The organism is Kitasatospora sp. NPDC094016 (assembly GCF_040304045.1).
Taxonomy (GTDB): Bacteria; Actinomycetota; Actinomycetes; order Streptomycetales; family Streptomycetaceae; genus Kitasatospora.
Map to the genome: position 1 here is coordinate 83,885 of NZ_JBEOUK010000019.1, position 12,067 is coordinate 95,951.

Here is a 12,067-nt window from a genome sequence, read left to right on the forward strand (position 1 = left end):
GACAGGTGACGCCGGGCGGAGGTGCCGGGGGCTCTCTCCCCCCGCTCAGGCGGGAACGGCGGCGCCGGACGCGCGGTGTTCGGCGACCGCCCGTCCGATCTCCTCCGCGACGAGGTCGTGGTCGAGGTCGAACGCCGCCGCCGCGCCCGTCCCGGCGGCGACGACCACCTGGGCCCGCGGGTCGGCGACGTTGCCGACCGCCCAGACGCCGGGGACGCTGGTGCGCCCGGCCCGGTCGGTGGTGACCCAGCCGTTCTCGTCCCGGGCGCACTCCAGGCCGAACAGCAGCGCGTCCCGGGGCACCGGCTGCGGGAAGACGAACACGGCCTCGCGCGGCACCACCCGGCCGTCGGCGAGTTCCACACCGCGCAGCCGGTCGGCGTCCGTCACCAGCCGGGTGATCCGGCCTTCGACGACCCGGACGCCGCGGGCGGCGAGCCGCTCCCGCTCGGCCCCGGTCGGCGCGAGGGTGTGCGTGATCAGGACGACGTCCGCGGACCACTGCCGGAGCAGCAGCGCCTGGCCGACCGCGCCCGGGCCGGTGCCGAGCACGCCGAGCGGGCGGTCGCGGACCTCGTAGCCGTGGCAGTACGGGCAGTGCAGCACGTCGCGGCCCCAGCGTTCGAGCAGGCCCGGGAGCTCCGGGAGCCCGTCGCGCAGGCCGGTGGCGACGACCACCCGGCGCGCGTGCAGCACGGGGCCGCCCGCCAGGTGGACGGCGAAGCCCGCCCCCGCGCCTTCGGCGTCCGCGACGCCCTCGACGTGGTCGACCCGGGCGTCGATCAGGTCGGCCCCGTAGCCGGCGACCTCCGCCCGACCGACCTCCAGCAGCGCCGCCGGGGGCATGCCGTCCCGGCTCAGGTACCCGTGCATGTGGGCGGCGGGGGCGTTGCGCGGCTGGCCCGCGTCCACCACCGCCACCCGGCGCCGGGCCCGGCCCAGCACCAGCGCGGCGCTCAGCCCGGCCGCGCCCGCGCCGACCACCACCGCGTCGTAGTCGTCCCGGGGGGCCGCCGGCCCTGCCGTCCTCGTCGTGTCGCCCATGGCGCTCACCTCCACCGCCAGGCTGCGGCCGGACCGGCCATATCGGCAAGCTTTGTTGCCGTTTCCGCAAACACCGAACCCCGCCCGGCCACCGCCCGTCCGCTCCGCGCCACGGGCCCGGACTCCCCGAGTGGACGGGGATACGGACCGACCCTTGCCATGGAGTGCACTCCAACTCCTAGCCTCTGACGCACCACCGACCCACCACGGACCGCCCGGCCGGATAGCCGAGCCGGTCTCCCCCGCCAGTGCGACACGGTGCATTACGGCGCGATACACTTGCCACATGAAGACCATCACGCAGCGCGAACTCGCAGCGCGGTCCAAGGCCGTGCTCGACGATGTCGAAGCCGGCGAGATCTACCACATCACTCGCAACGGCACCGAGATCGCCGAAGTCCGGCCGATCAGCAGTCGCCGCCGATTCGTCCCCGTCGAGGAACTTCAGCGAAAGTGGCGGAACGCGCCGACGGTCGACGCCACGCAGATGCGCGCGGAAGCCGACGCCTTCTACGGCGACGAGGACCGGATCGGCGGCGACGACCCGTGGGAGCGGAAGTGACTGAGCGACGCCGACGCGGACTGCTCGACACCTGCGTCGTGATCGATCTGCCGCAGATCGATCCACAGCTCCTGCCGGCCGATGCCGCGCTGTCGTCCATCGTGCTGGCCGAACTCGCCCAGGGCGTCGCCATGGCCAAGGACCCGGTGCAGATGATGGCCAGGGCCCAGCGACTCGCGGACGTGGAGGCGGAGTTCGCCGCCCTCCCCTTCGACCGCGAGGCGGCTCGGCGGTTCGCCACCCTGGTCGCCCTCACGATCCGGGCCGAGCGGGACCCCCGCCCCCGCCGCATGGACCTGATGATCGCGGCGACCGCGGCCGCCCACGGCCTGCCGCTCTACACGCGGAACCCGGGCGACTTCGCCGGCCTGGAGCAGGGCGTCGAAGTCATCCCCGTGTGACGAACGGCCCCGCTCCAGTGGTGCCGTCGCCGCTTCCGGACGGGGCGCCGCCACCGGCCGCCCGCGGGAAGCCGACTACTCCCTCGGGGCGGCGAAGCAGTGGACCACGACCGTGTGGTCGGCGGCCCACTGCTGTTCGCCGCTGCCGAGCCAGGTCCAGCCGAGGCGGCGGTAGCAGGCGTTCGCCGGAGCCGCGGTGGCGAGGACGTCGAGGACGGGGTGGAGGCCCAGCGCCCGCGCGTGCGCCACGGCGGTCGCCACCAGCTGTGCGCCGATCCGGTGGCCGCGCGCCGTGGGGGCGACGTAGAGCCGGCCGATCACGGCGGTGAGTTCCGGGCGGCCGCCGGTGCGGCGGCTCCACAGGCCGGGGGCGACGTCGCCGGGGGCACTGCGGGAGAGGCCCACGTGGCCGACCGGGCGGCCGTCCAGTTCGGCGACCCAGGCGGCGAGCAGGCCCCCGGGGGTGAGCCAGGCGGCGGGGCGGTCGGGCCAGTCGGCGGGGTAGCCGTCGGTGGTGTGGACGTCGCCGAGCACCCGGACGCAGTCGGCGAGGTCGGTGACGCGGCGCCGTCGCACGGACACCCCTGCCCCGGCCCGCCGCGAGCCGGACGCGACGACGTTGGCGCGTTCTTCAAGGTCAGCCATGCCGGTACGTTACCGGCCGGGCCCCACCGCCGCAGCAGGTCGGCGACCCCGGTCGGATCCTCGCCGCCACCGCCGGCCTTCGACCGACGCTCCATCAGCCGAACGCGGCCGGGCGCACCCAGGCACTCGGACGGGCCGTCAGGCGATCGCGGCCGACACCACCGCCGCCACCGCGATGTTGCAGCTGGCCGAGACCCGGACCGCCGGGTGCGGCTCCGGCTCGACCAGGATCGCGCCGAGCCCGCCGGGCGTCAGCAGGTCCACCGCCCGGAAGGCGACGGCCATCAGCGGGGCGGGCGGCGGACCGGGGAAGCAGACCCCTGACGTCAGTGGGGGATCAGTGTTCCTCGTGCACCAGGTGGTCGACACAGGCGGCGATCGCGAGCAGCAGGCCGGTGTCGGCGCCGTCGGCGATCTCCACGCCGTAGGTGTCCCGGATCCGGAACCACTTGCGGGAGATCCGGGCGAGGTCGTCGCCGTGGTGGTTCTCGATCCGGTAGTCCTTGTCGATCAGGTTGCCGTGGATCTTCAGCTCGCCGCCGGAGGCCAGCTCCACCAGGTACTTGTCGCGGAACGGGGTGAACAGCTTCTCCCGGACGGTCGCGACCACCTCGCCGTCGGCGTCCTCGATCTTCATCGCGTCGCGGACGGTGAACGCCTTCTCCTTCACCACCGCGACCACCCGCCCGTGCGCGTCCTTCAGCTCGAAGGTGTGCCGCAGCCGCAGCACCTTGCCGTCCACCAGGTACGCCTTGTGGCCCCGGTCGTCCTCGATCCAGTAGTCGTCTCCGACTGCGAACAGCTTCTCCCTGACCAGATACCGCACAGCGGCCTCCTCCGTGTCGACGTGACCCCCATTCGACCCGATCCCCCCGCCCGCCGGGAAGCACCGCCACACACGGGCGTTCAATGGCGGCATGCGTCCCGACCCCGCCGCCCCGCTGCACAGCGAGCGCCTCGACCTCCTCCCGATCGGCCCCGAGCACGCCGAGGAGCTGGCCGCCGTCCTCGCCGACCCCGCCCTGCACGCCTTCACCGGCGGCTCCCCGGCCACCGCCGACGACCTGCGCGTCCGCTACGCCCGGCTCGCCGCCGGCTCCCCCGACCCCGCCGAGACCTGGGGCAACTGGGTGCTGCGGCTGCGCGCCGACGGCCGCCTCACCGGCTACGTCCAGACCACCGTCCGCCCCGGGGCCGCCGAGCTCGCCTGGGTGGTCAGCACCCCCTGGCAGGGCCGCGGCCTGGCCACCGAGGCCGCCCGCGCCCTGCTCTCCCACCTCGCCGCCACCGGCGTCAGCACCGTCACCGCCCACATCCACCCCGACCACCACGCCTCCGCCGCCGTCGCCCGGGCCCTCGGCCTCACCCCCACCGGCGAGCAGCAGGACGGCGAGACCCGCTGGCAGGCGGAGCTCCCCCGGCCCTGACCCGGCCCCGGCCCCGACGCCCTCAGTCCTCCTCGCCCGGCGCCGGATGCGGGTTGACGGCCTGCCCGTCGATCGGCTGCCCCCAGTCGTCGTCACCCTCGGCCCCCACGCAGTACCCGGAGCCCTCCACCCACCCCCCGGCGTCCTGGCACTGCTCCGCGGTGACGTCACGCGCAACGGGCCCGGCGGCCGCCGAGGCGGCACCGGCACCGGTGGCGAGCAGGACAGCGGTCGCGACCGTCAGGGCCGACCGGAGCAGGGGTGAGGTGATCATGCGGACAACGACAGCACGAACCCCGACCCCCACCCCGCCGACACGCCCACCACCCCCGGCCACACCCCACCACGACCGCCGCCCCGGAATGCCGGCCCGGAATGCCGCCCGGCCACGATGCGGTTGGATACAGGCATGGCATCTCGTGCACGTGTACGCGCCCCCGAGCTGGTCGGGGCAGGCGGTTGGCTGAACACCGGTGGCAAGGAGCTGACGCTCGCCGACTTCCGGGGCAAGATCACCGTCCTGGACTTCTGGACCTTCTCGTAGGGATCTTGCCGCTCCAGGGCCAGCATGCACCGGTCAACCCCTCGGCCGCCCTCGAAGTTGATAAGTTCAATTAGCCACTCATGGCATGTATCAACTCCGAGGAGAGCGACCTTGGCCGGACGAGGCAGGCCCAGCCGCAACACTGTCTACAACCGACTCACCGGCGCACTGACCGAGCTGAACGAGCGCTTCGGCGGACTTCCCAGCCCCAGAGAAGCCCACGAGATCTGGGACGACATCTGGCATCAGGAGGCCCACCACTCCACCGCGCTTGAGGGCAATACGCTGGTTCTGCGTGAGGTGCAAGCACTTCTGGATCAAGGGCGAGCCGTCGGAGCGAAGCCGCTCAGCGAGTACAACGAGGTCCAGGGATACGCCGACGCAGCCCGCTGGGTCTACGGCCAGGCGCTGGAACCCGATGCCTGGCATGACGGGCGCCTCGTCACCCTCGGAGAGATCCGCCACATCCACCACACGGCGATGACCCCGGTCTGGAACGTGGCGCCCCACCCCGAGGCTGGCGACCGCGAGGGCCCCGGCAACTTCCGCGAACACGACATCGCCCCCTTCGCCGAGGGAATGACACCGCCGCGCTGGCCGCTGGTGCCGGCACAAGTCGAGCAGTGGGTTAACGAGGCCTGCGCCGTTGGCCAGCTGATCGAGAAGGGCGCGGATCTCGGCCGCCCGCTCCCCGAAGTACTGGCCCGCATCCACAACCAGTTCGAACGGATCCATCCGTTCCTCGACGGCAACGGCCGAACCGGCCGACTCGTCATGAACCTTGTCCTCGTCCGCCTCGGATATCCGCCGATCATCATCTTCAAGCGGCAGCGGGACGCGTACTTGACTGCGCTGCGCAGAGCGGACGCAGGGGACTACGGCAGCCTCGGTGAACTGATCGCCCGGGCCATGGAGGACAACCTCAACCGCTTCATCGTCCCCAACGTGGCCGGCCCCGCGAGGATGGTCCCGCTCGCCGCGCTGGTCGACGACGAGCTGTCCCTCGCGGCTCTCCGGCAGGCAGCCCAGCGCGGTCGTCTGAACGCCGTACAGGGCACCGACGGAGTCTGGCGCTCGTCGCGCAAGTCCGTCGCAGCCTACAAGGCCGCCAAACATCAGCGCAGGCCTCGTTCCACGGTGTGACGCCCTGTGCCGGAATGCGAACGGGCAGCGTGGGGTTTGATTGGGGCATGGCTTCTCGTGCACGTGTCCGCGCCCCCGAGCTGGTCGGCGCCGGTGGATGGCTCAACACAGGCGGCAAGGAACTCAAGCTTGCCGACCTGCGAGGTAAGTGTGTCGTACTAGACTTCTGGACGTTCTGCTGCATCAACTGTCTGCACGTCCTGGACGAGCTGCGGGAGTTGGAGGAGAAGCACCGGGACACCGTGGTGATCGTCGGGGTGCACTCGCCGAAGTTCGTGCACGAGGCGGACCATCAGGCCGTGGTGGACGCGGTCGCCCGGTACGAGGTGCACCATCCGGTGCTGGACGATCCGGCGCTGGCGACGTGGAAGCAGTACGCCGTGCGGGCCTGGCCGACGCTGGTGGTGATCGACCCGGAGGGGTACGTGGTCGCCCAGCACGCGGGCGAGGGCCACGCGCACGCGATCGCGCGGCTGGTGGAGGAGTTGGAGGCCGAGCACGCGGCGAAGGGCACGCTGCGCCGCGGCGACGGCCCGTACGTGGCGCCGGAGCCGACCGCGGGGGACCTCAAGTTCCCGGGCAAGGCGGTCCGGCTGCCCGACGGGCACTTCCTGGTCGCCGACTCCGGCCACCACTCGCTGGTGGAGCTGGCCGAGGACGGCGAGACGGTGGTCCGCCGGATCGGCGACGGGCAGCGCGGCCTGGTGGACGGCACCAGCCCCCGGTTCAGCGAGCCGCAGGGGCTGGCGCTGCTGCCGGAGGGCTCGGACTTCGACGTGATCGTGGCCGACACCGTCAACCACGCGCTGCGCGGGGTGCGGCTGGCGGACGGCTCCGTGACCACGCTGGCGGGCACCGGCCGCCAGTGGTGGCAGGGTTCGGCGACCGAGGGCCCGGCCCGCGAGGTGGACCTCTCCTCGCCGTGGGACGTCGCCTGGTTCGACGGCCGGGTGTGGATCGCGATGGCCGGCGTGCACCAGCTGTGGGCGTACGACCCGGCCGCCGGCACGGTCGGCGTCGCGGCCGGCACCACCAACGAGGGCCTGGTGGACGGGCCCGTCGGCGAGGCCTGGTTCGCCCAGCCGTCCGGTCTGGCGGTCTCGGCGGACGGCGAGCGGCTGTGGGTGGCCGACTCGGAGACCTCCTCGATCCGATGGGTTTCACGTGAAACCGGGACGGTCCACACCGCCGTCGGCACCGGCCTCTTCGACTTCGGCCACCGGGACGGCGCGGCCGCGCAGGCACTGCTCCAGCACCCGCTGGGCGTCACCGTGCTGCCGGACGGCTCGGTGGCGGTCAGCGACACCTACAACCACGCGCTGCGCCGCTTCGACCCGGCGAGCGGCGAGGTCACCACGCTGGCCACCGATCTGCGCGAGCCGTCCGGCGCCGTCCTGGTGGACGGGGACATCGTGGTGGTCGAGTCGGCCCGGCACCGGCTGACCAGGCTGCGGCTGCCGGAGGAGGCGGTGCGGGTCGAGTCGGTCGCGCACCGCACCCGGCGGGCGGCCACCGAGGTCGCGCCGGGCGCGTTCCGGCTGGACGTGGTGTTCTCGGCGCCGAGCGGCCAGAAGCTGGACGAGCGGTACGGCCCGTCCACCCGGCTGCTGGTCAGCGCGACCCCGCCCGAGCTGCTGGTCTCCGGCGCGGGGGCGGACAGCGACCTGTCGCGCGAGCTGGTCCTCTCCGAGGAGGTCACCGAGGGCGTGCTGCACGTCTCGGCGATGGCCGCGTCCTGCGACGACGATCCGGAGATCGAGTTCCCGGCCTGCCACGTGCACCAGCAGGACTGGGGCGTGCCGGTGAAGCTGGTCGCCGACGGCGCGCGCCGGCTGCCGCTGGTGCTCGCCGGCCTGGAGTAGCCCGTCCGGCGCGGAAGGGGACCGGCGGAGCGTACTCCGCCGGTCCCCTTCGCCGTTGAGGGGGGATCAGCCCTCCAGGAACGCCTTGATCGCGCTGGCCAGCAGGTACGGGTCCTCGGCGCCGCACAGTTCGCGCGCCGAGTGCATGGACAGCGCCGCGATGCCGCAGTCCACCGTCTTGATGCCGAGGCGCGCCGCGGTGATCGGGCCGATGGTGGTGCCGCAGGGCATCGCGTTGTTGGACACGAAGGACTGCCACGGCACGCCGGCCTTCTCGCAGGCGGCCGCGAACACCGCCCGGCCGACGCCGTCGGTCGCGTAGCGGTTGTTGACGTTGACCTTGAGGATCGGCCCGCCGTTCGGCAGCGGGTGGTGGCCCGGCTCGTGCCGCTCGGCGTAGTTCGGGTGGACGGCGTGGCCCATGTCCGAGGAGAGGCAGATCGTCCCGGCCAGCGCCCGGGCGCGGTCCTCCGGGGTGCCGCCGCGGGCGTGGACGGTGCGGTCCAGGACGTTGCCGAGCAGCGGGCTCTGCGCGCCGGTGTCCGACTCGCTGCCGGTCTCCTCGTGGTCGAAGGCGGCCAGCACCGGGATGTACGGGAGGTCGGCGGCGTCCTCGGCGGAGGCGACGGCGGCCAGCGCGGCGGTGGCCGCGTGGACGGACAGCAGGTTGTCCAGGCGCGGGCCGGCCAGCAGTTCGCGGTCGCGGCCCAGGTAGGCGGCCGGCTGGACGTCGTGCGTCATCAGGTCCCAGCCGGCCACGTCCGCGGCGTCCACGCCGGCGCGCTCGGCGACGTACGAGATCAGCGAGCCCTCGTCGACCGGGCCGAGGCCCCAGATCGGGGTGAGGTGGCGCTGCTTGTCGAGCTTCATGCCGTCGTTGACCTGGCGGTCCAGGTGGATCGCGAGCTGCGGCACCCGCAGCAGCGGCTCGTCCAGCTGGACGAGCCGCGAGCTGCCGTCCTTCAGCGCGAGGCGGCCGGAGAGCCCGAGGTCACGGTCCAGCCAGGTGTTCAGCGGGACGCCGCCGTAGATCTCCACGGCGACCTGGCGCCAGCCGGCCGAGCCGGTGTCCGGCAGCGGCTTGACCCGCAGGTTCGGCGAGTCGGTGTGGGTACCGACCACCCGGAACGGGGTCTCGGGGCGGGCGCTCTCCGGCAGGTACCAGGCGATCAGGGCGCCGCCCCGGATCAGGTAACGGCCGCCGGCGGCGCCGTCCCAGACGTCGGTCTCGGCGACCTGCCGGAAGCCTGCCTTCTCCAGCCGCTCGGCGGCGCTCGCGACCGCGTGGTACGGGGACGGCGAGGTGCCGAGGAACGCGATCAGATCGTCGCTGTGCGTCCGGTCGAAGAATGCCTGGCGGGCGGCGGCGGTCGACATACTGCTCCTGAGTCGAGGGAGGGCCGAAGCCGGATGGGGAGTCGGCTTCGCACCTTGAGCATATGCCCGTACACGGACAGGGAATTCGGAACCTCCCAACGGATGCAGAACGAGGACACAACCGTGAAGTGACGCCGTGCCGAACTCCGTACACCCAGAGATCCGCGCCGGTCGCGGACGGTCATCGCCAGGCCCGGCCCGGCTCCCGTGCCCCCCGAACAACCGGTGCGAAACGGGCGAACTCGGCGACGGGTGCGGGGCGGACGGGCGGACGGGCGGACGGGCGGCAACGCCGAAGGGCCCGGCGGTGGCCGGGCCCTTCGACGTGAGGGTGCTGTCAGGCGGTCGGAGAGGTGTCACGCCCCTCGCGGAGCCCCTGGGGGCACCGCGGCGGGTGACGGGTGGGGCGAGGGCCTCAGAAGGCCTCCTCCGCCAGGTCCATGATCTCGTTGTCGATGCCCTCGGCGATCAGCCGCTGCGGGGCGACGGTCGGCAGGACGTTCTTGGCGAAGAAGCGGGCCGCCGCGACCTTGCCCTGGTAGAACGGGACGTCCTTCTCCGAGGCCCCGGCCTCCAGCTTGGCCAGCGCCACCGCGGCCTGACGCAGCAGCAGCCAGCCGACGACGACGTCGCCGGAGACGAGCAGCAGGCGGGTGGTGTTGAGGCCCACCTTGTACATGTTCTTGACGTCCTGCTCGACCGAGGTGAGGTCGGCCAGCAGCTTGCCCACGATGGCGTCCAGGTCGCCGACGGCCTTGGCGAGCAGCTCGCGCTCGGCGGCCAGGGCGTCGCCGCCCTCGGCCGCGCCGAGGAACTTCTGGATCTGCTCGGACAGCGCGGTGAGCGCCTGGCCGCCGTCCTTGACGATCTTGCGGAAGAAGAAGTCCTGGCCCTGGATCGCGGTGGTGCCCTCGTAGAGGGTGTCGATCTTGGCATCCCGGATGTACTGCTCGATCGGGTACTCCTGCAGGTAGCCGGAGCCACCGAAGGTCTGCAGGGACTGGGCGAGCTGCTCGTAGGACTTCTCGGAGCCGTAGCCCTTGACGATCGGCAGCAGCAGGTCGTTGAGGCGCTCGGCGGCCTCGTCGCGCTCGCCGCGCAGGCCGGCGGCCACCATGTCGTCCTGGACGGACGCGGTGAACAGGACCAGCGCGCGCATGCCCTCGGCGTAGGCCTTCTGGGTGAGCAGCGAGCGGCGCACGTCCGGGTGGTGGGTGATGGTGACGCGCGGGGCGGTCTTGTCCAGGAACTGCGAGATGTCGGCGCCCTGCACGCGCTCCTTGGCGTACTCCAGGGCGTTCAGGTAGCCGGTGGAGAGGGTGGCGATGGCCTTCGTGCCGACCATCATCCGGGCGAACTCGATGATCTTGAACATCTGGCGGATGCCGTCGACCTTCTCGCCGAGCAGCCAGCCCTTGGCCGGGTGCTTGGCGCCGAAGGTCATCTCGCAGGTGTTCGAGGCCTTGAGGCCCATCTTGTGCTCGACGTTGGTGGCGTAGGCGCCGTTGCGCTCGCCCAGCTCGCCGGTCTCCCAGTCGAAGTCGAACTTGGGGACGATGTACAGGCCCAGGCCCTTGGTGCCGGGCTTGCCGCCCTCGGGGCGGGCCAGCACCAGGTGGATGATGTTCTCGGACATGTCGTGCTCGCCCGAGGTGATGAAGCGCTTCACGCCCTCGATGTGCCAGGAGCCGTCCTCCTGCTTGATCGCCTTGGTGCGGCCCGCGCCCACGTCCGAGCCCGCGTCGGGCTCGGTGAGGACCATGGTGGCGCCCCAGAGGCGGTCGGTCATCCGCTGGGCGACCTTCTTCTGCTCCTCGGTGCCCTCGTCGTGGACGACGCCGGCGAAGGCGGGGCCGGAGGAGTACATCCAGATGGCCGGGTTGGAGCCCAGGACCTGCTCGGCGTAGGCCCAGATCAGGGAGGACGGGGTGACCTGGCCGCCGATCGCCTCCGGGATGCCCAGACGCCACCACTCGGCGTCCATGTAGGTCTGGTAGCTCTTCTTGAAGGTGGCCGGGACCGGCGCGGTGTTGGTCTCGGGGTCGAAGACCGGCGGGTTGCGGTCGCTGTCGGTGAAGGACGCGGCGAGGTCGTTCTCGGCGAGGCGCGAGATCTCGCTCAGGATGTTCTTCGCGGTCTCGACGTCCATGTCCGCGAACGGTCCGGAGCCGTAGACCTGCTCGCGACCGAACACCTCGAAGAGGTTGAACTCCACGTCCCGCAGGTTGGACTTGTAGTGACCCATGGCCGTTTTCTCCGGTTCGTCGCTTCCGGGAGACCGCCGCGTTCGGGCGCCCCGTACCCACCAGTACGCATCATGATGCTACCCAGCGGTAACTTGGGCAAGCCCCTGGCGGTGAATCCGCTATGAACGTGGTCACGTCCCACAAGTCGGGACGACCAGTCCTTGTCAGGATCGACGCCCGCACGGGCGGGTGCGCTCCCGATAGCCTGTCCGTGTGTACGGATATGACCAGAACGCATACCCGGGCGACCCCTACCAGCAGCAGGCGGGTCCGCAGCCGGGCATGAACGGCATGCCCGGCCCCGACGCCTACGGCGCGCAGTCGCAGGCGTCCCAGCAGTCCCTCTACCCCGAGCCCTCCCCGCCGTCGCTGGCGGACGCCGTCCGGGCGTTCACCACGGGCTCGATGGCGGTCGAGGACTTCCAGGCCATCTTCATCACCTCGAAGGTGCACTGCCCGCGCGGCGAGCGGCCCGGCTTCCTGGCGCTGCACAACACGCCGACGCCGGTGATCCCGATGTTCAGCTCGCTGAAGGAGCTGCGCCGCTACGCCGGCAAGGACTCCAAGCACTTCACCGTCACCGGCGCCGAGGTCCTGGACCTGCTGCCGACCGGCTACGGCTTCGCGCTGGACATGGAGGGCGAGCACCGGATGGTGTTCGACGCCAAGGCGGTCGAGCAGATGGTCGACTTCACCATGCGCCGCATGTACGGCTGACCCATCCCGGAGGAGGAGCCCCGCGCTCCTTCGTCACCATATGGTTCAACTTTCAACTTGCTTGTTGTTGAGAATTGAACTAACCTCGTGGACGTAGGC

The 12,067-nt window shown here is 72.0% G+C and carries 13 protein-coding genes and 1 pseudogene; 7 read left to right on the top strand and 7 right to left on the bottom strand.

Going from position 1 to position 12,067, the window contains the following annotated elements; genetic code table 11:
* Nucleotides 1-45: 45 nt before the first annotated feature.
* The gene (locus ABT015_RS19595) at nt 46-1,044 is read right to left on the bottom strand and encodes an NAD(P)/FAD-dependent oxidoreductase (RefSeq protein ID WP_350880627.1); all 999 of its coding nucleotides are present in this window, start codon (nt 1,042-1,044) and stop codon (nt 46-48) included.
* Between the two features lie 286 nt (nt 1,045-1,330).
* Between ABT015_RS19595 and ABT015_RS19600 the strand changes: the two genes are divergently transcribed.
* Both ABT015_RS19600 and ABT015_RS19605 read left to right on the top strand, forming a co-directional pair.
* Complete coding sequence (locus ABT015_RS19600) at nt 1,331-1,606, top strand: type II toxin-antitoxin system Phd/YefM family antitoxin (RefSeq protein ID WP_350880629.1); 276 nt, start codon at nt 1,331-1,333, stop codon at nt 1,604-1,606.
* The gene (locus ABT015_RS19605; protein WP_350880631.1) at nt 1,603-2,007 is read left to right on the top strand and encodes a type II toxin-antitoxin system VapC family toxin; all 405 of its coding nucleotides are present in this window, start codon (nt 1,603-1,605) and stop codon (nt 2,005-2,007) included. The genes ABT015_RS19600 and ABT015_RS19605 overlap by 4 nt, the downstream gene beginning before the upstream one ends.
* Before the next feature lie 75 nt (nt 2,008-2,082).
* Here ABT015_RS19605 and ABT015_RS19610 read toward each other — a convergent pair whose 3' ends face one another.
* From ABT015_RS19610 to ABT015_RS19620, 3 genes and pseudogenes are all read right to left on the bottom strand, one after another.
* Nucleotides 2,083-2,652, bottom strand: a complete 570-nt coding sequence (locus tag ABT015_RS19610; protein WP_350880633.1) for a GNAT family N-acetyltransferase — start codon at nt 2,650-2,652, stop codon at nt 2,083-2,085.
* A 138-nt stretch (nt 2,653-2,790) separates the two neighbouring features.
* Nucleotides 2,791-2,940 (bottom strand): annotated as a pseudogene (locus ABT015_RS19615) (DUF350 domain-containing protein); the annotation flags it as partial.
* Between the two features lie 49 nt (nt 2,941-2,989).
* Nucleotides 2,990-3,478 (bottom strand): LURP-one-related/scramblase family protein, encoded by a 489-nt coding sequence (locus ABT015_RS19620; protein WP_350880635.1) that lies wholly within the window; start codon nt 3,476-3,478, stop codon nt 2,990-2,992.
* 91 nt (nt 3,479-3,569) lie between these two features.
* On the opposite strand from ABT015_RS19620, the gene ABT015_RS19625 reads away from it, so the two are divergent.
* The gene (locus ABT015_RS19625) at nt 3,570-4,079 is read left to right on the top strand and encodes a GNAT family N-acetyltransferase (RefSeq protein WP_350880636.1); all 510 of its coding nucleotides are present in this window, start codon (nt 3,570-3,572) and stop codon (nt 4,077-4,079) included.
* Between the two features lie 22 nt (nt 4,080-4,101).
* On the opposite strand, the gene ABT015_RS19630 is transcribed toward ABT015_RS19625, so the two are convergent.
* Entirely contained in the window at nt 4,102-4,353 is a 252-nt protein-coding gene (locus ABT015_RS19630) for a hypothetical protein (RefSeq protein ID WP_350880637.1), read from the bottom strand.
* Between the two features lie 135 nt (nt 4,354-4,488).
* On the opposite strand from ABT015_RS19630, the gene ABT015_RS19635 reads away from it, so the two are divergent.
* The 3 genes from ABT015_RS19635 to ABT015_RS19645 all read left to right on the top strand — a co-directional run bounded on the left by ABT015_RS19635 (nt 4,489) and on the right by ABT015_RS19645 (nt 7,628).
* Complete coding sequence (locus ABT015_RS19635; protein WP_350880721.1) at nt 4,489-4,623, top strand: thioredoxin domain-containing protein; 135 nt, start codon at nt 4,489-4,491, stop codon at nt 4,621-4,623.
* Between the two features lie 111 nt (nt 4,624-4,734).
* On the top strand, nt 4,735-5,766 hold the full coding sequence (locus ABT015_RS19640) for a Fic family protein (RefSeq protein ID WP_350880639.1): 1,032 nt from the start codon (nt 4,735-4,737) through the stop codon (nt 5,764-5,766).
* 47 nt (nt 5,767-5,813) lie between these two features.
* The gene (locus ABT015_RS19645) at nt 5,814-7,628 is read left to right on the top strand and encodes an NHL domain-containing thioredoxin family protein (RefSeq protein WP_350880641.1); all 1,815 of its coding nucleotides are present in this window, start codon (nt 5,814-5,816) and stop codon (nt 7,626-7,628) included.
* 66 nt (nt 7,629-7,694) lie between these two features.
* On the opposite strand, the gene ABT015_RS19650 is transcribed toward ABT015_RS19645, so the two are convergent.
* Complete coding sequence (locus ABT015_RS19650) at nt 7,695-9,005, bottom strand: M18 family aminopeptidase (RefSeq protein WP_350880643.1); 1,311 nt, start codon at nt 9,003-9,005, stop codon at nt 7,695-7,697.
* Between the two features lie 415 nt (nt 9,006-9,420).
* Nucleotides 9,421-11,250, bottom strand: a complete 1,830-nt coding sequence (locus ABT015_RS19655) for an acyl-CoA dehydrogenase (RefSeq protein ID WP_350880645.1) — start codon at nt 11,248-11,250, stop codon at nt 9,421-9,423.
* A 214-nt stretch (nt 11,251-11,464) separates the two neighbouring features.
* Here ABT015_RS19655 and ABT015_RS19660 point away from each other — a divergent pair, with 214 nt between their 5' ends.
* Nucleotides 11,465-11,968: an SseB family protein gene (locus ABT015_RS19660; protein WP_063348360.1), complete on the top strand. Its 504-nt coding sequence runs from the start codon at nt 11,465-11,467 to the stop codon at nt 11,966-11,968.
* Nucleotides 11,969-12,067: the final 99 nt, after the last annotated feature.